Annotated in this window: 27 protein-coding genes and 1 tRNA gene; 7 read left to right on the top strand and 21 right to left on the bottom strand. The window is 62.4% G+C overall.

All coding sequences use genetic code 11. The features are described from left to right. Positions 1–91 precede the first annotated feature (91 nt). Positions 92–910: an inositol-phosphate phosphatase gene (suhB, locus tag N805_RS17950; RefSeq protein ID WP_019472646.1), complete on the top strand. Its 819-nt coding sequence runs from the start codon at positions 92–94 to the stop codon at positions 908–910. Positions 911–1,079: 169 nt separating this feature from the next. Here suhB and N805_RS17955 read toward each other — a convergent pair whose 3' ends face one another. From N805_RS17955 to queA, 6 genes are all read right to left on the bottom strand, one after another. Further along, positions 1,080–1,622 (bottom strand): glycine zipper 2TM domain-containing protein, encoded by a 543-nt coding sequence (locus tag N805_RS17955; RefSeq protein WP_026034597.1) that lies wholly within the window; start codon positions 1,620–1,622, stop codon positions 1,080–1,082. A 121-nt stretch (positions 1,623–1,743) separates the two neighbouring features. Next, on the bottom strand, positions 1,744–2,652 hold the full coding sequence (secF, locus tag N805_RS17960) for a protein translocase subunit SecF (RefSeq protein WP_019472644.1): 909 nt from the start codon (positions 2,650–2,652) through the stop codon (positions 1,744–1,746). Positions 2,653–2,662: 10 nt separating this feature from the next. Then, positions 2,663–4,525 carry a protein translocase subunit SecD gene (gene secD, locus N805_RS17965; RefSeq protein WP_019472643.1) on the bottom strand — a complete coding sequence of 621 codons (1,863 nt, stop codon included), beginning with the start codon at positions 4,523–4,525 and terminating at the stop codon, positions 2,663–2,665. A gap of 63 nt (positions 4,526–4,588) precedes the next feature. Further along, positions 4,589–4,924: a preprotein translocase subunit YajC gene (gene yajC, locus N805_RS17970; protein ID WP_016484964.1), complete on the bottom strand. Its 336-nt coding sequence runs from the start codon at positions 4,922–4,924 to the stop codon at positions 4,589–4,591. A gap of 42 nt (positions 4,925–4,966) precedes the next feature. Continuing rightward, positions 4,967–6,082, bottom strand: coding sequence for a tRNA guanosine(34) transglycosylase Tgt (gene tgt, locus N805_RS17975; protein WP_016501406.1), 1,116 nt, complete (start codon positions 6,080–6,082; stop codon positions 4,967–4,969). 14 nt (positions 6,083–6,096) lie between these two features. Beyond that, the gene (gene queA, locus N805_RS17980) at positions 6,097–7,146 is read right to left on the bottom strand and encodes a tRNA preQ1(34) S-adenosylmethionine ribosyltransferase-isomerase QueA (RefSeq protein ID WP_019472641.1); all 1,050 of its coding nucleotides are present in this window, start codon (positions 7,144–7,146) and stop codon (positions 6,097–6,099) included. Positions 7,147–7,253: 107 nt separating this feature from the next. Here queA and N805_RS17985 point away from each other — a divergent pair. The 3 genes from N805_RS17985 to N805_RS17995 all read left to right on the top strand — a co-directional run bounded on the left by N805_RS17985 (position 7,254) and on the right by N805_RS17995 (position 8,942). Continuing rightward, positions 7,254–7,338 (top strand) — tRNA-Leu (locus N805_RS17985). Positions 7,339–7,644: 306 nt separating this feature from the next. After that, on the top strand, positions 7,645–8,292 hold the full coding sequence (locus N805_RS17990) for a trypsin-like peptidase domain-containing protein (RefSeq protein ID WP_019472640.1): 648 nt from the start codon (positions 7,645–7,647) through the stop codon (positions 8,290–8,292). Between the two features lie 170 nt (positions 8,293–8,462). Beyond that, positions 8,463–8,942, top strand: a complete 480-nt coding sequence (locus N805_RS17995) for a GNAT family N-acetyltransferase (protein ID WP_019472639.1) — start codon at positions 8,463–8,465, stop codon at positions 8,940–8,942. Between the two features lie 10 nt (positions 8,943–8,952). Here N805_RS17995 and N805_RS18000 read toward each other — a convergent pair whose 3' ends face one another. Then, entirely contained in the window at positions 8,953–9,249 is a 297-nt protein-coding gene (locus N805_RS18000) for an addiction module antidote protein (protein WP_019472638.1), read from the bottom strand. Further along, positions 9,246–9,539, bottom strand: coding sequence for a type II toxin-antitoxin system RelE/ParE family toxin (locus N805_RS18005; protein ID WP_019472637.1), 294 nt, complete (start codon positions 9,537–9,539; stop codon positions 9,246–9,248). The genes N805_RS18000 and N805_RS18005 overlap by 4 nt, the downstream gene beginning before the upstream one ends. Before the next feature lie 222 nt (positions 9,540–9,761). Here N805_RS18005 and N805_RS18010 point away from each other — a divergent pair, with 222 nt between their 5' ends. After that, the gene (locus tag N805_RS18010) at positions 9,762–10,655 is read left to right on the top strand and encodes a bestrophin family protein (RefSeq protein ID WP_019472636.1); all 894 of its coding nucleotides are present in this window, start codon (positions 9,762–9,764) and stop codon (positions 10,653–10,655) included. 96 nt (positions 10,656–10,751) lie between these two features. Here the strand turns inward: N805_RS18010 and phnE are convergent, their stop codons facing one another. The 4 genes from phnE to N805_RS18030 are packed head-to-tail and all read right to left on the bottom strand — an operon-like array spanning position 10,752 to position 13,997. Further along, on the bottom strand, positions 10,752–11,519 hold the full coding sequence (gene phnE, locus N805_RS18015) for a phosphonate ABC transporter, permease protein PhnE (RefSeq protein WP_019472635.1): 768 nt from the start codon (positions 11,517–11,519) through the stop codon (positions 10,752–10,754). Next, on the bottom strand, positions 11,516–12,343 hold the full coding sequence (locus N805_RS18020) for a PhnE/PtxC family ABC transporter permease (RefSeq protein ID WP_019472634.1): 828 nt from the start codon (positions 12,341–12,343) through the stop codon (positions 11,516–11,518). Before N805_RS18020 ends, phnE begins: the two co-directional genes overlap by 4 nt. After that, on the bottom strand, positions 12,337–13,146 hold the full coding sequence (locus tag N805_RS18025; protein WP_019472633.1) for a phosphonate ABC transporter ATP-binding protein: 810 nt from the start codon (positions 13,144–13,146) through the stop codon (positions 12,337–12,339). Before N805_RS18025 ends, N805_RS18020 begins: the two co-directional genes overlap by 7 nt. Then, entirely contained in the window at positions 13,143–13,997 is an 855-nt protein-coding gene (locus N805_RS18030; protein WP_019472632.1) for a putative selenate ABC transporter substrate-binding protein, read from the bottom strand. Before N805_RS18030 ends, N805_RS18025 begins: the two co-directional genes overlap by 4 nt. A 126-nt stretch (positions 13,998–14,123) precedes the next feature. Here N805_RS18030 and selD point away from each other — a divergent pair, with 126 nt between their 5' ends. Both selD and mnmH read left to right on the top strand, forming a co-directional pair. Further along, positions 14,124–15,158 carry a selenide, water dikinase SelD gene (selD, locus tag N805_RS18035; RefSeq protein WP_019472631.1) on the top strand — a complete coding sequence of 345 codons (1,035 nt, stop codon included), beginning with the start codon at positions 14,124–14,126 and terminating at the stop codon, positions 15,156–15,158. Beyond that, positions 15,158–16,270: a tRNA 2-selenouridine(34) synthase MnmH gene (mnmH, locus tag N805_RS18040; protein WP_028614160.1), complete on the top strand. Its 1,113-nt coding sequence runs from the start codon at positions 15,158–15,160 to the stop codon at positions 16,268–16,270. The genes selD and mnmH overlap by 1 nt, the downstream gene beginning before the upstream one ends. Positions 16,271–16,393: 123 nt before the next feature. Here the strand turns inward: mnmH and N805_RS18045 are convergent, their stop codons facing one another. From N805_RS18045 to N805_RS30555, 9 genes are all read right to left on the bottom strand, one after another. After that, positions 16,394–16,780, bottom strand: a complete 387-nt coding sequence (locus N805_RS18045; protein ID WP_019472629.1) for a lysozyme inhibitor LprI family protein — start codon at positions 16,778–16,780, stop codon at positions 16,394–16,396. A gap of 20 nt (positions 16,781–16,800) precedes the next feature. After that, on the bottom strand, positions 16,801–17,340 hold the full coding sequence (locus tag N805_RS18050) for a hypothetical protein (protein ID WP_019472628.1): 540 nt from the start codon (positions 17,338–17,340) through the stop codon (positions 16,801–16,803). A gap of 67 nt (positions 17,341–17,407) precedes the next feature. Next, positions 17,408–19,933 carry a TonB-dependent siderophore receptor gene (locus tag N805_RS18055; RefSeq protein ID WP_019472627.1) on the bottom strand — a complete coding sequence of 842 codons (2,526 nt, stop codon included), beginning with the start codon at positions 19,931–19,933 and terminating at the stop codon, positions 17,408–17,410. A gap of 76 nt (positions 19,934–20,009) precedes the next feature. Continuing rightward, positions 20,010–20,981, bottom strand: a complete 972-nt coding sequence (locus N805_RS18060; RefSeq protein ID WP_019472626.1) for a FecR family protein — start codon at positions 20,979–20,981, stop codon at positions 20,010–20,012. After that, complete coding sequence (locus N805_RS18065) at positions 20,978–21,505, bottom strand: sigma-70 family RNA polymerase sigma factor (protein WP_019472625.1); 528 nt, start codon at positions 21,503–21,505, stop codon at positions 20,978–20,980. The genes N805_RS18060 and N805_RS18065 overlap by 4 nt, the downstream gene beginning before the upstream one ends. A 56-nt stretch (positions 21,506–21,561) precedes the next feature. Next, on the bottom strand, positions 21,562–22,125 hold the full coding sequence (locus tag N805_RS18070) for a GNAT family N-acetyltransferase (RefSeq protein WP_012270565.1): 564 nt from the start codon (positions 22,123–22,125) through the stop codon (positions 21,562–21,564). 364 nt (positions 22,126–22,489) lie between these two features. Then, positions 22,490–22,945: an REP-associated tyrosine transposase gene (locus N805_RS30025; protein WP_019472624.1), complete on the bottom strand. Its 456-nt coding sequence runs from the start codon at positions 22,943–22,945 to the stop codon at positions 22,490–22,492. A gap of 451 nt (positions 22,946–23,396) precedes the next feature. Next, positions 23,397–23,648 (bottom strand): DUF3077 domain-containing protein, encoded by a 252-nt coding sequence (locus N805_RS18075; RefSeq protein WP_019473718.1) that lies wholly within the window; start codon positions 23,646–23,648, stop codon positions 23,397–23,399. Continuing rightward, positions 23,645–23,866 carry a hypothetical protein gene (locus N805_RS30555; RefSeq protein ID WP_177313776.1) on the bottom strand — a complete coding sequence of 74 codons (222 nt, stop codon included), beginning with the start codon at positions 23,864–23,866 and terminating at the stop codon, positions 23,645–23,647. The genes N805_RS18075 and N805_RS30555 overlap by 4 nt, the downstream gene beginning before the upstream one ends. Between the last annotated feature and the right edge of the window lie 76 nt (positions 23,867–23,942).

The raw sequence follows: 23,942 nt of genomic DNA on the forward strand, positions 1-23,942 counted from the left end.
ACGCCATGAAAGCAAATGTGACACTTCTGCCGACAAAGTTTTCTGCTAGAATGATCGGCTTTCTTCTTTAACATCTCCAGGTGACCCGCCCATGCAGCCTATGCTGAATATCGCCCTGCGCGCCGCTCGCAGCGCCAGTGAACTGATTTTCCGCTCCATCGAACGCCTGGATAGCATCAAGGTGGACGAGAAAGAGGCTAAGGACTACGTTTCCGAGGTTGATCGTGCCGCCGAGCAGAAGATCGTCGACGCGCTGCGCAAGGCCTACCCGAACCACTCCATCCAGGGTGAAGAGACGGGCATGCACGCGGGCACCGGCGAAGAAGGTAAAGACTACCTGTGGATCATCGACCCACTGGACGGTACCACCAACTTCCTGCGCGGCATCCCCCACTTCGCCGTCAGCATCGCCTGCAAATACCGTGGCCGCCTTGAGCACGCCGTGGTGCTCGACCCGGTACGCCAGGAAGAATTCACCGCCAGCCGTGGCCGTGGCGCCCAGCTCAATGGCCGCCGCCTGCGTGTAAGCTCGCGCACCAGCCTGGAAGGCGCCCTGCTGGGTACCGGTTTCCCGTTCCGTGATGGCCAGATGGCCGACATGGACAACTACCTGGGCATGTTCCGCGCCCTGACTGGCCAGACCGCCGGCATCCGCCGCGCCGGCTCCGCCAGCCTGGACCTGGCCTACGTGGCCGCTGGCCGTTTCGACGCTTTCTGGGAGTCGGGCCTGGCCGAGTGGGACATGGCAGCTGGCGTGCTGCTGATCCAGGAAGCCGGCGGCCTGGTGAGCGACTTCAACGGTGGCCACGACTTCCTCGACAAAGGCCACATCGTTGCAGGCAACATCAAGTGCTTCAAGGCCGTGCTGACCGCTATCCAGCCGCACCTGCCAGAGAGCATGAAGCGCTAAGCGCAGATTGCCAGAAAGCAAAAAGCACCCCTCGGGGTGCTTTTTTTATACCTGACAGCTTCGCATTGCCTGAGCCGGCCTCTTCGCGGGTAAACCCGCTCCCACAGGGATCGCATTACATGTGTGGGAGCGGGTTCACCCGCGAAGAGGCCGGCTCAGGCGACATCGATCACTGGGCAGCTTCGCTCAGGATCAACTTGCCATTCTTGTCCAGCGGAATGGTCGACCCTGGCTCGCGGTCCATCTTCACCTTGCCTACCTGATCACCGATGGAATAGGTCACGTTGTAACCCACCACCTTCTCGCTGATGTCATTGACCGTATTGCAGCGGGTTTGCGTGGTGGTGTAGGTGTCACGCTGCTGCATGCCTTCCTGCACCTTGTTACCGGCATAACCACCACCGACCGCACCGGCCACGGTAGCGATCTTCTTGCCGGTACCACCGCCAATCTGGTTACCCAGCAAGCCACCTGCCAGCGCACCGACCACGGTACCGGCAATCTGGTGCTGGTCCTTGACCGGCGCCTGACGCGTCACGGCCACGTCCTTGCATACTTCACGCGGGGTCTTCACCTGCTGCTTGATCGGCTGCACGTCAGTCACCTGAGCGACTTCGGGGCCTTTGTTCACCAAGCTGTAGGTCGCCACAGCACCTCCGGCTGTTACACCGACAGCACCCAGCACCGCACCCACCAGCATTGATTTGTTCACGTGAACCTCCTGATCGTACCAGCGGGTATCAACCCGCGCTTCTCCCAGCCTTGGAGCAATAAAAAAGGCGCGAGTTCAACACTCGCGCCTTTTGGTCGCCGTACGGCGTAGGGACGGGGCCTTACGGGCGCTCGTCCACACCTTCAGCCTTGACTGGAGGGATCAGGTCTTCGCTGTTCAGGTTCAGCCAGATCAGTACCACGTTGGCGATGTAGATCGACGAGTAGGTACCAGCCATTACACCGATGAACAGGGCCAGCGAGAAGCCGAACAGGTTGTCGCCACCGAAGAACAGCAGCGCGGCAATGGCCAGCAAGGTCGAAACCGACGTGGCGATGGTGCGCAGCAGGGTTTGGGTGGTCGAAACGTTGATGTTCTCGATCAGCGAGGCCTTGCGCATGACGCGGAAGTTCTCACGCACCCGGTCGAACACGACGATGGTGTCGTTCAGCGAGTAGCCGATGATGGCCAGCACCGCCGCCAGTACCGTCAGGTCGAAGGTGATCTGGAAGAACGACAGGATACCCAGGGTGACCACCACGTCGTGGATCAGCGAGATGATCGCACCCACGGCGAACTTCCACTGGAAACGGAAGGCCAGGTAGATAAGGATGCCGCCCAAGGCCATGAGCATGCCCATGCCGCCCTGGTCACGTAGCTCTTCACCCACCTGCGGGCCAACAAACTCGACACGCTTGAGCGTGGCCGGGTTGTCGCCGCCGGCCTTCTGCAGGGCAGCGGCCACCTTGTTACCCAGTTGCGGGTCATCGCCCGGCATACGCACCAGCAGATCAGTGGTAGCGCCGAAGCTCTGCACCACGGCCTCGTGGAAGCCGGAGTCGACCAGTTCGGCACGCACCGCCTTGAGGTCGGCCGGGCGCTCGTATGTCAGCTCGATCAGCGTACCGCCGGTGAAGTCCAGGCCAAAGTTGAGGCCCTTCTGCCACCAGCTGAACAGCGCCAGCACGGTGAGGAGCACGGTAATGGCGAACGCGACATTGCGCACGCCCATGAAGTTGATGGTTTTCATCGCAGCTCCCTCAAACCCACAGCTTCTTGATGTCACGCCCGCCGCAGGTCAGGTTGACCATTGCGCGGGTCACCATGACGGCGGTGAACATCGAGGTGAAAATCCCGAGGGACATGGTTACCGCAAAGCCTTTGACCGGGCCGGTACCCATGGCGAACAGGATACCGCCGACCAGCAGGCTGGTCAGGTTGGCGTCGATGATCGCGGTGTAGGCGCGGTTGAAGCCTTCGTGGATGGCGCGCTGTACCGACATGCCGGCTTTCAGCTCTTCGCGGATACGCGAGAAGATCAGCACGTTGGCGTCTACCGCCATACCCATGGTCAGCACGATACCGGCAATACCCGGCAGCGTCAGGGTGGCGCCCAGCAGCGACATCAGCGCCAGCAGCAAGACCATGTTGCCCGCCAGGGCGATGGTGGCGATCACGCCAAAGCCGCGGTAGATGGCGATGATGAACAGCGAGACGAACAGCATGCCCCACAGCGACGCATCGATACCCTTGGTGATGTTGTCGGCACCCAGGCTTGGGCCAATGGTACGTTCTTCAGCGAAGTACATCGGCGCGGCCAGACCACCGGCACGCAACAGCAGGGCCAGCTCGGACGATTCGCCCTGGCCGTTCAGGCCGGTGATGCGGAACTGGCTGCCCAGCGGCGACTGGATAGTCGCCAGGCTGATGATCTTTTTCTCTTCCACGAAGCTTTGTACGGCAACGTCTTTCTCGACGCCGTCGACGGTCTGCTTCACGTAGCGGGTCACCGGCTTCTGCTCGATGAAGATCACCGCCATGCTGCGGCCGACGTTGCTGCGCGTAGCACGGCTCATCAGCTCGCCACCGTGGCCATCCAGGCGGATGTTCACCTGTGGGCGGCCGTGCTCGTCAAAGCTGGCCTGGGCGTCGGTCACCTGGTCACCGGTGATGATAAGGCCGCGCTCGACCGGAGCAGAACGGCCGCCTTCACGGAACTCGAATACTTCGGTAGTGGCCTTGGACGCACCTGGTTCGGCACCAAAGCGGAACTCCAGGTTGGCGGTTTTACCGAGGATACGCTTGGCTTCGGCAGTGTCCTGCACGCCTGGCAGCTCGACCACGATACGGTTGGCGCCCTGGCGCTGCACCAGCGGCTCAGCCACGCCCAGCTCGTTGACACGGTTGCGGACGGTGGTGAGGTTCTGCTTGATCGAGTATTCGCGGATCTCGGCAACTTTGGCCTGAGTCAGCGCCAGACGCAGCACGGCGAGGTCGTTGCGCTCGGTGGTGGTCAGGTCGAAATCATTGAAATTCTTGCGGATCAGGGCACGTGCCTGTTCGCGGGTTGCATCGTCAGCGAAGCCCAGCATGATGCCGCCATCCTGCTGAGGCAGGCTGCGGTAGCGGACGCGCTCTTTGCGCAGCAAGGTCTTGACCTCGCCTTCGTAGACTTTCATGCGGGCCGTCATGGCCTTGTCCATGTCCACTTCCAGCAGGAAGTGCACACCACCAGACAGGTCCAGGCCCAGTTTCATCGGGCTTGCACCCAGGTTGCGCAGCCATTGCGGGGTAGTCTGGGCCAGGTTCAGGGCCACGACGTAATCATCGCCCAGTGCCTTGCGCACGACATCCTTGGCTGGCAGCTGGTCTTCCTGGTTGGTCAGGCGGATCAGCCCGCTGCCCTTCTCACCCAGGCTCGCGCCCTTGACGGTGATCTTGGCATCGACCAGCGCCTTGCTGACGCGATCGAGGTCGGCCTGGCTCACCTGCAGCGCCGAGCTGGCACCGCTGATCTGTACCGCCGGGTCATCCGGGTAGAGGTTAGGAGCGGAATAAATGAAACCGACCACCAGTACCAGCACGATCAGTGCATATTTCCACAGAGGGTATTTGTTCAGCATCACGCCGCCCGTTCAAGACGCGGGGCGCTTTGCGCGCCCCGACTGGAAAATAAAACCGGTAACTCAGATAGCCTTGAGCGTACCTTTTGGCAGGGTTGCCGCGATGGCGCCCTTCTGGAACTTCAGCTCGACAGTGTCGGAAACTTCCAGCACCACGAAATCATCGGAAACCTTGACGATCTTGCCGGCGATACCGCCGTTGGTGACAACTTCGTCACCTTTCTGCAAGTTGCCGAGCAGGTTCTTCTGCTCTTTGGCGCGCTTGGCCTGAGGGCGCCAGATCATCAGGTAGAAGATGACCAGGAAACCGACCAGGAAGATCCACTCGAAGCCGGTACCGGCTGGGCCAGCGGCAGGTGCTGCAGCGTCCGCGTATGCGGCGGGGATGAAGAAGCTCATTGGGCACTCCTAATGTAATTTTCTAATAGTGGATGCAGACAGTCAGTCCAAAGGCGGTACAGGAAGCCCGCGCTTGGCGTAAAAGGCGTCGACAAAGGCGGCCAATTTACCCTGTTGAATAGCCTCGCGTAAACCGGCCATCAAGCGCTGGTAATGGCGCAAGTTGTGGATGGTATTCAGCATGCTGCTCAGCATTTCGCCGCACTTGTCCAGGTGATGGAGATAGGCGCGGGAGAAGTTGGTGCAGGTATAGCAGTCACAGGTCGGATCCAGCGGCGATTCATCGTGGCGATGGAACGCATTGCGGATCTTGATCACCCCTGTATCGACAAACAGATGGCCGTTACGTGCGTTACGCGTAGGCATCACGCAGTCGAACATGTCGACGCCGCGGCGCACACCCTCAACGAGATCTTCCGGTTTGCCTACCCCCATAAGGTAACGAGGTTTGTCAGCAGGCATCATGCCCGGCAGGTAATCCAGCACCTTGATCATTTCGTGCTTGGGTTCGCCGACCGACAGGCCGCCAATGGCCAGGCCGTCGAAGCCGATGTTTTCCAGGCCTTCCAGCGAGCGCATGCGCAGGTCCTGGTACATGCCGCCCTGGACGATGCCAAACAGCGCCGCGGTGTTGTCGGCGTGGGCGTTCTTCGAGCGCTGGGCCCAGCGCAGCGACAGTTCCATGGAAGTACGTGCCACGTCGTGCTCGGCCGGGTACGGGGTGCACTCGTCGAAGATCATCACCACGTCCGAGCCCAGGTCACGCTGCACCTGCATCGACTCTTCCGGGCCCATGAACACCTTCGAGCCATCGACTGGCGAGGCAAAGGTCACGCCCTCTTCCTTGATCTTGCGCATGGCGCCCAGGCTGAACACCTGGAAGCCACCGGAGTCGGTGAGGATCGGGCCTTTCCACTGCATGAAGTCGTGCAGGCCGTTGTGCTTCTTGATCACCTCGGTGCCCGGGCGCAGCCACAGGTGGAAGGTGTTGCCCAGGATCATCTCGGCGCCAATGGCCTCGATATCGCGTGGCAGCATGCCCTTGACCGTGCCATAGGTGCCCACCGGCATGAACGCCGGGGTTTCCACCGTGCCACGTGGGAAGGTGATGCGACCACGACGGGCCTTGCCGTCGGTAGCCAGCAGTTCGAAGGACATTCGACAGGTGCGACTCATGCTTGATCCTCGGGGCCGCGTGGCGCCGGATTGCGGGTGATGAACATGGCATCACCGTAACTGAAGAAGCGGTACCCCTGCTCGACCGCCGCCGCGTAGGCGGCCATGGTCTCGGGGTAGCCGGCGAACGCCGAGACCAGCATCAGCAGCGTGGACTCCGGCAGGTGGAAGTTGGTGACCAGGGCATCGACCACATGGAACGGCCGGCCCGGGTAGATGAAGATGTCGGTGTCGCCGCTGAAGGCCTTGAGCACGCCATCGCGCGCCGCGCTCTCCAGCGAGCGCACGCTGGTGGTGCCGACCGCGATCACCCGGCCGCCACGCGCGCGACAGGCCTCGATGGCATCGACCACATCCTGGCCCACTTCGAGCCATTCCTTGTGCATGTGGTGGTCTTCGATCTTGTCGACCCGCACCGGCTGGAACGTGCCCGCGCCCACGTGCAGGGTAACGAAGGCCCGCTCCACGCCCTTGGCGGCGATCTGGTCCAGCAGCGCTTCGTCGAAGTGCAGGCCAGCGGTGGGCGCGGCAACCGCACCGGCGCGCTGCGCGTACACGGTCTGGTAGCGCTCACGGTCGGCGCCCTCGTCGGGGCGATCGATGTAGGGCGGCAGCGGCATATGGCCGACGCGGTCGAGCAGTGGCAGCACCTCTTCGGTGAAGCGCAGCTCGAACAGCGTGTCATGGCGCGCGACCATTTCGGCCTCGCCACCGCCATCGATGAGGATGACCGCGCCTTCTTTCGGCGCTTTGCTGGCACGCACATGTGCCAGCACCCGATGGCTGTCGAGCACGCGCTCGACCAGCACTTCCAGCTTGCCGCCGGAGGCTTTCTGGCCAAACAACCGCGCCGGGATGACCCGGGTGTTGTTGAACACCATCAGGTCGCCGGGGCGCAGGTACTCGAGCAGGTCGGGGAATTGCCGGTGCGCCAGCGCGCCGGTCGGCCCATCGAGCACCAGCAGACGGCTGCCATGGCGCTCGGCCAACGGGTGGCGGGCGATCAGGGAATCAGGGAGTTCGAAGGAAAAATCGGCGACGCGCATGATGATGTTCGGTTCGGCAGGGCCGGGAAGTTTAGCCCAATGTGTGAAAATTGACCATGAAAGCCGATTGACCGACTAGCGGCACCTCTCTATACTGCGCGCCACACGCCCTGATGGCGGAATTGGTAGACGCGGCGGATTCAAAATCCGTTTTCGAAAGGAGTGGGAGTTCGAGTCTCCCTCGGGGCACCAAGATCCGGAAAAAACCGACCTTATGGTCGGTTTTTTTATGCCTGAATTTTGGTCTCACGTAGAGATTGCAGCTTGGAAAGTCACGGCAGGAGCGGCACGGAATAATTGACGGCACCCCAATGACTTCGCGCCCTGCAGCCATATCTCCATTCTATTGGCCGCAGTCAGGATTAACACTTAAGCTGTCATTCGTCGGATATAAGCCGAAAGTATTGTTAGCGTAATAGCACTTGGCCATAGTTGCGCTCCCATTTCTCCACGCCTGTGTGACCCATGAAAACAATCGCGCCCTGTATGGCGGCAATGATGCTGCTCAGTGGGTGCAATGGAGTGCCAACGTCGTACGTTTCAGATCCCGTTTACAGCCAGGCTTTCGTGGTCACCTCAGGTGCGCCCCTGCCGATGTTGCTGATGGCCAGTGCTATCCAGTGGAACGAGGATTACGCAGTAACCGCCAAACACACCCCCTTCCTGCGCAACGTGGTCCACGAGGGCCTCGGCGATGTGGTGTTCTTCAAGCACAAGGCCAGCAGCGTGCCGCGCTGGCGCCAGTACGTGCCAGGGGAAGCGGTGACGGCGGTAGGTTTCAACAGTTTCATGATGCCGATGCAGGGCAAGGGCCATGCCATGCCGTCATTGGTACGCCTGGAAGGCACCCCTGGCAGTGTCTTCTACTCGGTGCATGACGGCCCGATCACCAAGGGCATGTCGGGCGGACCCGTGTTTGCCGATGACGGCACGGTGGTGGGCATCAACGTCGCCATCATTCCCACCAGCGAGATTGACGCCGGCAAGCGTCCCGACCTGGCCGGCAAGGACCGTATCAGCGTGTTCATGTCGTTCAGCGAAATCGACAAGGAATGGCGGCGCTATCAGTACCTGCTGGCGCACAAGGCCAAGCCCCAGGCACCGGCTTCGGTCAAAGGCTACGTGGCGGTGGCCGCCAAGCCGTGAATCGGGGCGCGATGTTGGATGGAAAGCGGCCTATGATGTGAGGCTGATGGCCTCTTCGCGGGTAAACCCGCTCCCACAGGGCCTGCACACGATTTGAGTCTTGTGCAGTACCTGTGGGAGCGGGTTCACCCGCGAAAAGGCCCGATCCGCCAGCGCAAGAGGGACCTGCCATGCACCTGACCCACCGCCCCATCCACCCTGACGACATCCCGCTCATCTGCAATTTCCCGCAGGGCCCAGACGAACTGTTCTACATGTTCCCCAAAGCCACCTATCCCTTCACCCCTGCCCAGCTGAGCGACGCCATAGCCCAACGCAGCGGCTCCACGGTGGTGGAAGGCAACGGTACTGTCCTGGCCTTCGCCAACTTCTATAAAGCCGAACACGGCGGCGCGTGTGCCCTTGGCAATGTGGTCGTGGCCCCTGCCGCCCGTGGCCATGGCGTAGCGCGTTACCTGGTAGCCACCATGATCGACCTCGCCCGCCAGCAATACGCTGCCCGGGAGGTGTGGGTGTCTTGCTTCAATCACAACACCGCCGGCCTGCTGCTTTATCCACAGCTGGGCTTCACACCGTTCGGCATCGAGGAGCGGCAGGCGTGGGACGGCACGCGGGTAGCGTTGGTGCAGATGAAGCAAATACTGACTTAACCGAGCTGGATCAGGGGGTCATTGCATGTGGCTGAACGAGAAGGTCCACTCCCAAGGCACGAATGACCCTCAATACAGTGTCAAAACGAGGCTTCGCGCCAGGGCTCAGCGCCTTGTACAGGCTTTCTCTACCCAGCCCACTCTCCGTAGCAATATGTGTCATGCCCCGTGCACGAGCGATATGGCCAAGTGCTCGAATGATTTCCTCGGTATCGCCATCTGATAGCACCTGGCTAAGGTATTCACTGATTGCCTCATCGCTGCTCAACAAGGCTGCCATATCAAACGGGATCGATTTTTCGCTCATTTCATCTCCTTCAGGAGCTTTCTGGCTTTGAGGATGTCGGCGGCTTGGGTCGACTTATCGCCGCCGACCAGCAGTAAAACCAACCTCTGCCCCTTTTGCGTGAAATAGACGCGATAACCGGCAGCTACGTCGATGCGAAGCTCACCAATACCGCCTCCAAGCCACTTGAAGTCACCAAGATTGCCCGCCGCTGCTCGCTCCAGCCTACGACCTATCGCCAGCCTGGCCCTCAAATCTCTCAAGCTCGATAGCCAAGCGGCAAAGCTTTCTGTCTGTTCAACGAGAAACATCAAGTGGCCACCCAATCGTATCCTTATGGATACACCCATTCAAGGATTGAAGCGACCCACTCTGTCGTTTTTCAGCTAAATCAGGAATTCAGGCACATCTCATAAGCTGGTCGGATTTTTCCCTTTGTTTCAGCTACAAAATCCCTTGCAACATTCCACCCTCGAACCTTCGACGAGCCTCGACGTCCCATCCTGCATCCCCCGCGTTTCGAGGTACCCCGCGTGAAAGACATCATCACCCGCAAGTACCGCCTGGTCGTGAAGACCATCGGCTACATCGGCTGGTCGCTTTTCTGGCTGCTGATCTGGGATGTGCTGGTCACCATCGATTTCATGCTGTTCTTCAACAGCAAGTTCACCCTGCCGCTGATCCCGCTGACCTTGCTGGGCTCGGCGCTGGTGGTGCTAGTGAGTTTTCGCAACAGCAGTGCCTACAACCGCTGGTGGGAGGCGCGCACGTTGTGGGGGGCGCTGGTGAACGGGTCGCGCAGCTTCGCCCGGCAGACGCTGACCCTGATCGATGACCCGGATGATGGCCTGAACCCGGTAAAGGCCACCCTGCTGCGCAGGCATATCGCCTATGTGAACTGCCTGGCGGCGCACTTGAAGGGGGAACGCTGCCCGGACGAGCTGATGGCCTTCATCCCGCCCGCGGAGTTCGAACGCCGCAACCGTTCGAACAACTTCGCCAATGACATTCTCGGCGGTTCGGCGGCCTTGCTGGCGCGGGAATACAAGGCCGGGCGGCTGGACAGCATTCGCCTGGCCCGGCTGGAGTCGACGCTGGTGGACCTGTCCAACGCCCAGGGTGGCATGGAGCGGATTGCCAACACGCCGCTGCCCTACCCTTATGTGTATTTTCCGCGGCTGTTCATTACCTTGTTCTGCCTGATCGTGCCGGTGGGGCTGGTGGAGTCGCTGGGCTGGTTCACACCGCTGGCATCGACGGTGGTGGGGTTCATGCTGCTGGCCATCGAGCGGATCGGGACTGATTTACAGAGCCCGTTCAGGTTCAGTGAGCACCAGATTCAGATGGATACCATTTGCGAGACGATCGAGCGGAACCTGGAGTCGATGCAGCGGGAGGCGCAGTGTGCTGAAGTTGTGGGGGCCTGAGGTATTTTGGGGCTGCTTTGCAGCCTATCGCGACACAAGGCCGCTCCTACAGGGACCGAGCAAATGTCATGGGCCGCTAAGCGGCCCCACAAACACTCAGGCGCGCACATAGCGCTGACGCAACGCATCGCTCAATACATCCACCAGCAACACCAGCACCAGCATCCCGATGATCACCGTGCTGGCCTGGGCCTCCTGGAACAGGCTCAAGGTGGTGTACAGCATCTGCCCCAAGCCACCCGCGCCGACAAACCCCAGCACGCTGGCCATGCGGATGTTGTTCTCCCAGCGGTACAAGCTGTAGGCCAGCAATTGCGGCCATAGATTAGGCAAGGTACCAAAGCAGAACGCCGCCACCTGGCTGCCGCCCTGCAGGCGGATAGCCGCTGCCGGCTCTGGCGGTGCGTTCTCCAGCGCCTCGGCAAACAACCGCCCCAGCACGCCAGCGGTGTGCAGCGCCAGGGCCAGGGTACCCGCATTGGGGCCAAGGCCTGCCGCCAGCACCGTCAGCGCCGCCCACACCAGTTCAGGGATGGCCCGCAGGGCATTCAGCAACAACCGCGCCGCGCCCTGCAACGGCCAGCCGAAGCGCCCCGCCGCCGGCAGCGCCAGCAGCATCCCCAGTACCATCGCCAACAAGGTGCCCAGGCCAGACATGGCCAGGGTCTCCAGCGCCCCTCGCCACACTGCCTTCAGGTGATCGGCAGACAGGTCCGGATGCAGGAAACGCCCGGCATACTCGCCCATCTGCCCCAACCCGCCATTGCCGACCAGTGCGCGCAAGTCCAGTTCCAGATAAGCAAATGAGGCCACCACCGCCACCGCGATGGCGCCAAGCAGCAACAGGTTGATTGCGCGGTTCATGCCAGCCTCCAGCGCAGCAGGCGGCTGAGCAGGTCGGCCAGCATCACCAGCAGCAGGAACGTCAGCAGCATGCTCGCCACTTGCGCACCGGCGAACATGCGCATCGACAGGTCGATCTGCTGGCCCAGCCCGCCAGCACCGACAAAGCCCATCACCACAGAAGCCCGCACCGCGCACTCCCAGCGGTACACGGTGTACGACACCACTTCAGATGCAGCATTGGGCAGGATGCCGTAGAGAAACGCCGCCAGCCGGCCACTGCCCGCCTGCAGCAAGGCATGGGCCGGGCGCTGATCGACCGACTCGAAGATTTCGGCGTAGACCTTGCCGAGCATGCCGCTGTAGGTGATGGCGATAGCCAGTACACCCGCCGTCGGCCCCAACCCCACGGCGCGCACAAACAGCAGCGCCCAGACAATTTCCGGCACGCTGCGCAGAAAAATGAGCAACCCGCGCACCGGCAGGCGCAGCAGCCGCGACCAAAGCCCGGCACGCCCGCCACGGGAGGCTGCACGCAACGACAAGGCGCGGCTAGCCATAAGGCCGGCCGGAACGGCCAGCAGCAATGCCAACGCCATGCCGGCGGTGGCCACGGCCAGGGTCTGCAGCGTGGCTTCGTACAGCAACGCAAGAAACTCGGCATCGTGTGCCGGTGGCCAGAAGGCGCTGGTAAAACTGGCAATCTGCTGTCGGTTCTCAGCTTGCAGCAGTACCCATGGGTTCAACTCGCTCAACTGAATGCCAGGCCACAGCACGACCACGGCCAGCAAGGCCAGCAGCAACCGCGGCAGCAGGGCCGGGTCGCGGGTGTGGGCCTTCAGCATCGCGGAATCTGCACGGTCAGGCTCGGCCCTTGGGTTGGCGGCGAAGCCAGTTGTTCGTTGGCGTACAGCGCATCCAGCATGGGTTGGGTGACCGCATCGGCCGGGCAGTCAAACACCACCCGCCCCTCGCGGATACCGATCACCCGCGGAAAATGCGCCAGCGCCAGCTCCACGGCATGCAGGCTCGCCACCAGCGTCACACCGTTGGCCTGGGCATGGCGGTTGAGCAAGGCCAGGCTGTGGTCGGCCAGCACCGGGTCCATGGCCGACACCGGCTCATCGGTCAGCAGCACCTGCGGCCGCTGGTACAGCGCCCGGGCAATGCCCACGCGCTGCAACTGGCCACCGGACAATTGCCCACACTGCACGAACAGTTTGTCGGCCAGCCCCAGCTCCGCTAAAACCTGCCGTGCCCCGGGTACATCGCCGGGGTACAGCAGGTTGAGCAAGCCGCGCATTACCCCCCACTGCCCCAGGCGGCCGGCCAGTACTGCCGTCACCACCCGCTGGCGTGGCGGCAAGGGCGGCGCCTGATGCACCAGGCCAACCCGCGCCCGCAGGCGCTGGCGTGCCCGGGCCGACAACGCCCAAGGCTGCTCGCCGAGCAGCTCCAGGCGCCCGCCGCTGGGCTGGATGGCCGTGGCCATCAGGTGCAGCAAGCTCGACTTGCCCGCCCCCGACGGCCCGATGATGGCGACTCGCTCGCCCTGCACGATGCGCAGGCTGACCGCATCAAGCGCGCGAACCTGGCCATGGCGCAGGCTGGCACCGTGCAGATGGATGGCTACATTCGAAGCAGTCACTTGAGCAGGCCGGCCTCGCGTGCGGCTTGCTCGGTGCCCTCGTAGTTCTCAGGCTTGGTTTCGATGAAGCGGCTGGCAGCCTGCAGGTCCAGGATCGCCTTGTGCTCCGGGTTGGCCGGGTCGAGGCCAAGGAAGGCTTGCTTGATCTTCTCCTTCAACGCCGGGTCCATGTTGCCGCGCACGGTCCAGTTGTAGTCGAAGTAGGTAGGCGTGGTGGCAAACACCTTCACCTTGTTGGTATCCACCTTGCCGGCGTCCACCAGCTTTTGCCACACACTGGCGTTGAGCACGCCACCATCGACCTTGCCAGCCTGCACCCAGGCCACGGTGGCGTCATGGGCGCCAGAGTAGGCCACACGGCTGAAGTACGCTTCAGGCTTGATGTTGTCCTGCTTGAGCATGAAGTAACGCGGCATCAGGCTGCCCGACGTGGACGAAATGGAACCGAAGGCAAACGACTTGCCCTTGAGGTCGGCCAGGCTCTTCACGTCGGGGTTGGCAGTGATGAACTTGGAGGTGAACTGCGCGTCCTGCTCACGCTGCACCAGCGGCGTGGCAGTCGGGTCCTTCAGGTGTACCTGGACAAACGTGAACCCGCCCAGCCAGGCCAGGTCCAGGCGGTCGGCGGCCAGCGACTCGACCACCGCCGGGTAATCAGCCACCGGTACGAACTTCACTTCCATGCCCAGCTGCTTGGCCAGGTATTCACCCAGTGGCTTGAACTTGCGCTGCAGTTCGGTAGGCGCTTCGTCGGGGATGGCGCTGACCCGCAGGGTTTCAGCAGCCTGAACGGCAACGGCACAGCAAGACAGCACGAGACCTGCGGCGAGCGCCAAGGGGCGGTTGAGCATGTGTATTCTCCGGTTCAATAGCGGGGAAATGCCGACAAATCCGCCGACGCTGTGAATTATAAGAGGCAGGGGCACAAAGGCCAGCTTTGCTACAATCGCGCAACAATTTGACCTGCTGAGGTACACATGAGCGAGCCGATTCGCCTGACCCAGTACAGCCATGGTGCCGGCTGTGGCTGCAAGATTTCCCCCAAGGTGCTGGACGTGATCCTCGCCGAAAGCGGCACCCAGGCCCTGGACCCTAAACTGTGGGTCGGCAATGCCTCGCGCGACGATGCAGCAGTGTACGCACTGGACGATGAGCGCGGCGTGGTCTCGACCACCGATTTTTTCATGCCGATCGTCGATGACCCGTACGACTTCGGCCGCATCGCCGCCACCAACGCCATCAGCGACATCTATGCCATGGGCGGCGACCCGCTGATGGCCATCGCCATCCTTGGCTGGCCAGTCAACGTGCTACCACCAGAAGTGGCCCGTGAAGTGATCCGCGGCGGCCGCGCCGTGTGCGCCGAAGCCGGCATCCCGCTGGCGGGTGGCCACTCCATCGACGCCCCTGAGCCAATCTTCGGCCTGGCCGTCACCGGTGTGGTCAGCAAGCGCCACCTCAAGCGCAACGACACCGCCACTGCAGGCTGCCAGCTGTACCTGACCAAGCCACTGGGCATCGGCATCCTCACCACCGCCGAGAAAAAGGCCAAGCTGCGCGAGCAGGACCAGGGCCTGGCCCGCGACTGGATGTGCACCCTCAACACCCCCGGCAGCCGCTTCGGCAAGCTTGACGGGGTCAAGGCCATGACCGATGTCACCGGCTTCGGCCTGCTCGGCCACCTGGTCGAGCTGGCCGAAGGCAGCGGCCTCACCGCGCACCTGGACTACGCCGCGGTACCGCGTCTGCCCAGTGTCGACCACTACCTGGCCGAGGGCTGCATCCCCGGTGGGACCCTGCGCAACTACGAAAGCTACGGGCACAAGATCGGCGCCCTCAACGACGACCAGAAACACCTGCTGTGCGACCCGCAGACCAGCGGCGGCCTGCTGGTGGCGGTTGCGCCGGAAGGTGAAACCGAGTTCCTCGCCGTAGCTGCCGAACTGGGCCTGCAACTGTCGCCTATCGGCAAGCTGGTCGAGCGACAGAGCCACGCGGTCGAGGTGATCTGATGCGCCCCGACTGCACCCACTTCCGTCAGCTGTTCCTCGACGACGTGCCGATGATGGACATGCGCGCGCCTGTCGAATTCGCCAAAGGCGCCTTCCCTGGCGTGGTCAACCTGCCGCTGATGAGCGACCAGGAGCGGCAGAAGGTTGGCACCTGCTTCAAACAGCAGGGCCAGGCGGCCGCCATCGCCCTGGGTCACCAACTGGTCAGCGGCGCCACCAAGCAAGCGCGGATGGACGCTTGGGTGGCGTTCGCCCAGGCCCACCCGCAAGGTTACCTGTACTGCTTCCGGGGCGGCCTGCGTTCGCAGATCGTGCAGGGTTGGCTGCGCGATGAGGCGGGCATTCAGTACCCGCGTGTCAAAGGTGGCTACAAGGCCATGCGCACCTTCCTGCTGGAGACTACCCAGCAGGCGGTGGCGCAATGCGATTTTGTACTGGTGGGCGGTTTGACCGGTACCGGCAAGACCGATGTGCTGCACCAGCTGGACAACGTGCTCGACCTGGAAGGCCACGCCAACCATCGCGGTTCCAGCTTCGGCAAGCGTGCCACTGCACAACCGGCGCAGATCGATTTCGAAAACCAGCTGGCCATTGATGTGCTGAAAAAGCGCGCCCGCGGCTGCGAGCAGTTCGTGCTGGAAGATGAAGGCCGCATTGTCGGCAGCTGCACGGTGCCACTGGAGTTGTACCAAGGCATGCAGCAGTACCCCCTGGTGTGGCTGGAAGACAGCTTCGCCAACCGCGTGGAGCGCATCTTGCGCGACTACGTGGTCAACCTGAGTGCCGAGTTTATCGCCGTGCATGGCGAAGAGGATGGCCGCCGGTTGTTTGCCGAGCGCATGCTGCAAAGCATGGCCAACATCTGCAAGCGCTTGGGTGGGGAGCGCTATCAGCGGCTTTCGGAGATCCTGCGCCTCGCCCTTGAAGCGCAACAGCGCAGCGGCGCGGTGGACCTGCACCGGGGCTGGATCGAAGGCTTGCTGAACGAGTATTACGACCCGATGTATGCCTACCAGCGTGCGGCCAAAGCCGAGCGTATCGAGTTTGCCGGGGATGCCGTGGAAGTGCGCGAATACCTCAAAGCCCGGGCGCTGCGCGAACCGCGCAAGTAAAAGCGGGGCCGCTTCGCGCCCCATCGCCGGCAAGCCAGCTCCCACAGGTTGAGTGCCATCTTCTGCCAGTGAGCTGTACCTGTGGGAGCTGGCTTGCCGGCGATGAGGCCGGTACAGGCAACCTCACTGCCCCGGGCTGAGCACCCGTTCCAGCTCCGCAGCCCGGTCGCGGGTCATGTCCATCATGCATGATCCTCCCTCCAGCTGCGCCATGGTCCCGCCACTGATCTGCACATGGAACTGGCAATTGCCATCGCGGTAGGCAAGCCATTTACGCTGCACATCCCGCAAGCTTTTCTGCTGCCCGGCATCCAGCTTGCCCATCAATTGCTTGTACACCCGGTTCAGACGCTGGTCCTGCACGTGCGTCTCGGCCTGGATGCACTCGCTCATAGCCACGGTGCTGGAGGCCTTGTCCATGCACTGGCCGTAGGCCGGCGTGTAATCGTCCGCCACGGCCAGCGGCAAAATGCAGGCCAGTGCCAGGCCTGTCAGGCAATGCTTGATCATGCAAACCCTCCTTGCGGGTATCAAAACGACTGCGGCTGTTCCGGCGGCATCAGTACCTTGCCTGGCTGGAAGCGCAACGATGGCATCTGCGTGGCCGAATATAGCGCCACGCCCAGCGCCGCAATCAACGCCACATCCAGCCAGTTCCAGCCCGGCATGTCGTCGGCGCTACGTGCTTTCCAGCAATGCCAGGCCTGCCCCAGGCAGAACACCCCGATGGCCGCCAGCCACAGATAGAAACCAGCACCAAAACCGGTCAGGTCGTGAAACTCATAGCTCTGGTTGTCCGGCAGACGGGTGATGCCGAAACTGCTGGCCGCCAGGTACGCCGCCGCCAACCCGGCCAGCAATGCCAGGCGGCGGAACCGCCGATGGGCAAGAATGGCCAGGGCCAGCAGCGGGTTGGCAAACCATTGGTACAAGCCGAAGGGCATGCCCCATGGCCCGTACAGCAACATCTGCAGGGCCGGCATGTGGCGTGCGCCGCTCATCAGCGCGCCATCGAAAAACAGGGCGAGCAGATACAGCAGCAGGCTGATGCTCAAGTAGAAAACGGGCAAGGGGCACACCTGGAGGAAACGGGACAGCCTACGACCATAACCCAGGCCCTGCCCCGCTTCCAGACCCTCAATAGGTGCCGCGCAGGGTTACCATGAAGTTGCGTGGCTCACCGTAGAAGTTGCCATAGGTCGAAGTACCCACAGTTTCGTAGTACTTCTTGTCGAACAGGTTGTTGCCATTGAGCGTGACGTTCCAGTGGTCATCGACGCGGTACTCGACCAGTGCGTTCCAGATGGCATAGCCGCTCTGATCGAAGTCGAAGGGCACATTGCGCTCCGCCACTGCGCCATTGCTGTCATAGCGGTTCACCGTCCCGGACGTGTAGGTGGCACTTTGCACCTGCACGCCACCACCGACTTTGAAGTCGCTGAAGATGCCCGGCAGGCGGTAGGTGGTGTACAGCTTGAACAGGTGCTTGGGCATAACCGTGCTCAGCGGGGCGTCGGCGCTGCGGTTGCGATTGAGGTTGAAGGTGTAGCCACCCACCAGCATCCAGTCTGGCAACAGCTCGCCGGACAGCTCCATGTCGATGCCCTTGCTCACTACCTTGCCATTGGACACGTAGCAGCAACTGCCAGAGAAACCGGCATTGGTCGCCGCGAAGTTCGGGTCCTGCACCGCCTCGTTTTCGCGGGTGGTGTAGTACACCGCCAGGCTGGCGTTGAGCGCGCCGTTGAACAGTTCGCCCTTGAGGCCGGTTTCGTAGGTTTTGCCGGTCATGGGTTCAAGCGGCGAGCCTGTTCCTGCCGGGCCGCTGATCCTGCTGGACTGTGGTTTGTAGATTTCCGAGTAGCTGGCATAGGCCGACCATTGGTCGTCCAGGTCGTAGACCAAGCCACCAAACGGCGTGACCTTGGTGCCGATGCGCTGCTCGGGGCTGGAGATGCTGGCCGGCGTCACAAGGTTGTTGGTGTAGGTCTGCCAGAAGTGAAAGCGCTGGGCACGTGCACCGACTATCAGGTGCAGCGGCTCGGCAAGCTGCAGGCGCAGGCTGCCATACAAACCATACTGGCGCTGCGAGTTGGGGCTGTAGTCGCGCTTGTAGTCACGCCCATTCCCAGGGTCGTCAAAGGCCGAACTGTCGGGGTCAAACACGTTGGCCGGCGAGCCCGATGCGGCAAATGGCGCGGTGCCCAGCCAGCGGCTGTCAATCTTCTGGTAGTCGGCGCCGAACACCACTTCATGGTTCAGGCCAAAGGCCTGGAAGTGGCCTGAGACATTACCGTCGTAAAGGTGCTGCTCGTTCTCCTGACGGGACGAGGTGCCGTACCAGGTCGCCCCGGTATTGGTCACCGGGTCCACCGCATTGAGGGTGGTGGCGCTCTTGAACAGCCCCAGGTCCCAGGTGTTGGTGTAGCTGAGGTTGAGCTTCCAGTCGTCGTTGAAGCGGTGGTCGATCTTGGCGAAGTACTCGCGTGCGGTGGCATCGAGGTAAGCCCAGTTCCGGGTCAGGCCGGTATGCCGTGGCAAGTTCAGGTCGGCACCATTGCTGTAGCGGGGCACCGCGCTGTTGGTGCCATTTTCGTGGGACTTGTTGTAGCGGGCACCGAAGGTGAGCATGGTGTCGTCGGTGACGTCCGCTTCAAGCACACCGTACACCAGCGGGCGCTCGGTGGAACGGTTGTCCGTGAAATACTGGCGATCGGTGTTGGACATCACCAGACGTCCGCGCAGGCGGCCATCCCAGCCTAGCGGGCCGGAGAGGTCGAACTCCTGGCGGTAGTTGTCCCAGCTGCCGGCCGACAGGGTCAGCTTGAGCTGGTTGTAGGCAGTCGGCCGCTTGCGCACCATGTTGATGATGCCGCCCGGGTCGCCCGAGCCGCCATACAGCGCCGCGGTACCGCGCAGCACCTCGATGTGGTCGAACTCGGCCAGCTCGAAGATGTTCGACGAATAGAACGAGCCCATCGCGGTACCCAATGCCTGTGGCGCAGCGCCGTCGATCTGCAGGTTCTGGATGCTGAAACCGCGTGAAAGGAAGTCCTGGGTGCGGAAGGTGGTGCTCTGGGTGACGATGCCCGGCGTCACTTTCATCGCCTGGTTGATGTCGGTCAGTTGCTGGTCTTCGATCAGCTGTCGGGTCACCGTCGACACCGATTGCGGGGTCTGGCGCAGGCTGGTCGGGGTTTTGGAGCCGACGCTGATCAGGCCCGGGGCATACGAGCCGGTGTTCTCGGTGCTCTCACCCATGCCTTGCCCGGCCACGGTGGTAACGCCCAGTTCCATCGCGTCACCGCTCACGGCCGCCTGCGGCTCGGCCACCAGCCGGTAGCCGTTGTCGCTGCGCTCCACCCGGTAACCACTGCCAGCCAGCAACACGGCAAAACCGCTGTCCACCGAATACAGGCCGTGCAGGCCACTACTTTGCAGCCCGGTCAGCGCTTCGGGGGTGAAGGCCAGCGGCACGGCGGCTTGCTGGGCATACCTGCCAAGGGCCTCGGCCAGGTTGCCGGCGGGCACGTCGAAGCTACGGCGGGCGGCCTCCTCGGCCACGGCCGGCAGGGCTGCAACAGATAGGGCCAGCCCAGCGCAGGACAGGCGCAAGGCCAGGGCTAGGGGGCTGAGGACGGGGTGGCCAGGGAATCGGCGCATGGTGGATCGGCTCCTTGTTCTTGATCGGTTGGCCTCTTGTTTGACGGGCCACTGCGCAGAAGCGGAACCACCCTTATCAATTTTCTCGCGGGGCTGGCTCGACCGTGGTCCACCAGCGGCCAAAACCGCCGATACGAATCGGCAGCGCCTCGGCCAGCAAGCGCAGGGCGCGCTCGCTGTCATCCAGCGGCAGCACCGCCGAAACCTTGATGGCCTGCATGGCCTGGCGGTCGAAGCGCAGCACGCCGCGCCGCTGTTGCGACAACGCGTCCAGCACCTGATCGAGCGGCACGCCTTCGGCCACCAGTTGGTGGTGCTGCCAGGCCCGGTCTACCCGCGCCGGGTCGATGGCCGGCAGCGGTCCAAGCCCGTCGCGTGCCACCCAGGCGCGTTCACCCCGCCCGGCGACCAGCTGATCACCGGACACCGCACTGCGCGCCTCGACCCTGGATTCGAGCATGGTCAGCTCGCTGCGTGCGTTACGTTGGCTGACCACGAAGCGCGTCCCCAGCGCCTTGAAGCTGCCCTCATCGGTTAGCACCACGAACGGCCGCGTCGGGTCATGGCTGACATCCACCAGCACCTGGCCATGCAGCAGGCGGATGCGCCGCTCGCCAGCGCTGAGTTGCACATCCACGGCAGAATTGCCCGCCAACGTCAGCTGCGAGCCATCTGCCAGGGTTTCGCTGTGCCACTCGGCCGGCGCGGTGTGCAGATCGGCCAGCCAGTCCGTTGGCGATACCCCGGCAAACGGCAAGGCGCCCAGCAACGAGGCCGCCAACACCAGGCCGAGCAAGGTGCGCCGCGCGCCCGAGCGTGGCGTCGAAGGCTGTAACCCGGCGCGCAACCCGGCGCCCACCGGCCCGCGTTGCTGACGCAGCGCCTGGACTTGGCTGATCACCCCCTGCATGCGGCGCAAGGTGGCGCCGTGGCGCGGGTCGGCCTGCAGCCAGGCCTCAAGTTCGCACGCATCAGCGGCATCCAGTTCGCCTTCGCCCAGGCACAGGGCCCACTCGGCAGCCTCCTGTTCGATGCGGGACGGGTTCACGGTGCGGCAATGTCCAGCGTGCGGTGGCAGTGGATAAGCGCTTGGGCCAGGTACTTGCGCACCATGCGCGGGGAAATCTGCAGGCGCTCGGCAATCTGTGTCTGGGTCAGGTCGTCCAGGTAGTACCCCACGAACGCTTCACGTGCATTCACATGCAGGCCTTCGAGCAGGAAGGCGATCTGCTCCAATGCCTCAAGGGTGATGAGGATGCTCTCGGGGGACTGGTGCCCTTCCAGCGCCTCGGCAGCCTGGGCCAGTTCACTGAGGTAGGCCGCTTCGATCTGCTGCCGGCGTACCCGGTCGATCAGCAGGCGGCGCGCCGTGGTGCTGAGGTAGGCGCGTGGCTCGCGCATGCCCAGCAGGGCATCACGCGAAGCCAGGATACGCACGAAAGTGTCCTGGGCCAGGTCGGCTGCGCTGTGCGAACAGCGCAGCTTGCAGCGTAGCCAGCTGAACAGCCAGCCGTGGTGCTCGCTGTACAGCTGTTCAAGCGGGTACGGGCTGGTTGAGTCGGCTACGGGCATGGGGTACCGGGACACAAGTGAGAATTGTTCCCGAATAGTAGCTATTCGCCGTAAGACTATGCAACAGGTGGTTCAAGCAACAACCCGTAGATACCCGAGTCGGACAGCTCGCCGGCCACGCACCAGCGCGCCCGCAGGGTGCCTTCAAGCACGAAACCTTGGCGTTCGAGGGTACGCGCCGAGCCCTGGTTACGCGGGTCGATCTCCCCTTCCAGGCGGCGCATGTGGAGGGTGTGAGCGAGATAGTCGATGAAGCAGGTGAGCGCTTCGTCCATGTAGCCCCTGCCCTGCACGGCACTGGCCAGGCAGTAGCCGATTTCGCCGCGGCGGGACACATCGTCGATGTTGAACAGCTGCACCATGCCGATGAGCTCACCATTGTCACGGCGATACATGCCGAGCTTGAGCTGGTCGCCATTGGCATAGGCTTCGCGGTCGGCGGCCAGGGCGCTTTCGGCTTCGGCCAGGTCTTGCCAGGGTGCATGGTGCCAATAACGCATGACCTCGGGGTCGGCCATGATCGCCAGCCATTGCGCGGCATCGGCATGGCGCATGGGGCGCAATTGCAGACGCGGGCTGTCGAGGCAGAGGTCACTGGGGAAACTGCGGGGTGGGGTCACGCCGGATCTCCTGTCCATTGCTGGGGAGATGACAGTTTAACGTCAAGTGGCGTGGCTGGGGCAGGTCTATGGAGTGTGTTTGAGGAGGCTTGGCTTGGGATTTTTAGTGGCGCGCAAATCGAGCGCCGCCCGCGCGGCGCATCGCGAGCTAAGCTCGCTCCTACGTTTGTTTCTGGCCAGTCATTCCTGTGAATGCGCGCGCGACCTCTTGGCGTATGGCGCGAAATCGAGTCGGGCGAACGAGGCGGTCGCGCGGGTTGGCACAGGCCGCATGGCCCGAAAAATGGAGGAGCGAGCTTCGCTCGCGATGCGCCGCGCGGGCGGCGCTCGGTCTCAAAACCACTGCAACCATTTCGGCATAACCTCAGATCCAGACCGCATCCCAGTGCGGATAATCCCCTACCTTGGAGACCAATCCCGCTCTTATCGGATTGGCAATGATGTATCTGGCGACCTTCACCACATCATCTTCATGACGCAAAGCCCGGTCGTGATAACCCGCCTGCCAGACAGGTACAACCCTTGCTCCAGCTTTTCGTAAAGCATGACTGGTTCGGGATTTGAAACGCTGCATCAATGTCCCGAGCGTTACGTCTTTCAACTCAAACAACCAATGCACATGGTCGGGCATCACAACCCAGGCCAACGTTCGACAGTGGTGTTCCAGATCTGCTCTGTGCAGGTGATGGACCACTAGCCGAGCAAATTGGAAGTTTTGGAATAACGGGCGACGGAGGTACGTGACGGAGGTAAGCATGTAGAATCGGCCAGGCTCTGAACATCTTCCGCGGCGGAGTAGGCATCCATGAGGTTTGGGCATGTGGTCATCCTTGCACAGACATGTCCAGGGCAGGATAGCCATGGCCTGCAAAAGGCGATCAGGTATAGGGTAACAGGGTGTGTGCTTGCATCTGCATGGTTGTAGATTGCGACAAGGCCATCAAGTGCACGATTTGGTTTTTGTGGTAGCGCACAAATCGAGCGCCGCCCGCGCGGCGCATCGCGAGCGAAGCTCGCTCCTACATTTTTTCGGGCCAATGCGGCCGGTGCCAACCCGCGCGACCGCCTTGTTCGCCCGACTTGATTTCGCGCCATGCGCCAAAGGGTCGCGCGCGCATCTCACAGAAATGACTGGCCCGAAACAAACGTAGGAGCGAGCTTCGCTCGCGATGCGCCGCGCGGGCGGCGCTCGATCTCGAAGGCGACGAACAACTCAAGGCATGCACCTCGCAGCCGCAACTGGCCCGCCGGACAGGCACACCAAGCCTTACTCAATTCCCTCGGTTCATGCCCATTTCCATGTCATTGATCAGCGCCTTGGCCATGGCACTGAGAATCCGCGCTGCGCTGCCGGCGATCTTGTCGCCCTCCATCTCGGCTTCCTCGTTGAGGTGCTTGATGCAGCCGATCAGCACCGACAATTCATCGAATGCCAGATCAAGCGGTACACCTGGCTCTACCCGGTACAGCTCAAGGAATTTTTCCACGCCTGCGGTGGTGCGGGATTTAAGGTGGTTGGTCATGCCTTTGCCTCCAGCGCTTTCATATGGGCTAGCAGGGCATGCAGCTGGCTGGTCTGGGCCGACATGGCTTCGAGCAGTGAAGCACGCAAAATCGGCGCTTCGGCGTCGAGATACTGGATGATGATGCTGGAGAGGGTGTCCATTACCTGGGTGGCCTGGGACTTGGCGGCTTGATGGGTAAGTGCTGTAACAGAAGGATCAGGTGCGAGTTCAGTCATAGTCATCTCGGAAGTATTCTCAAAGGCACCCCATAACGACGGGCTTCTCACACCCGGTAGCCAATTACGGCGACGC

The organism is Pseudomonas putida S13.1.2 (assembly GCF_000498395.2).
Taxonomy (GTDB): Bacteria; Pseudomonadota; Gammaproteobacteria; order Pseudomonadales; family Pseudomonadaceae; genus Aquipseudomonas; species Aquipseudomonas putida_Q.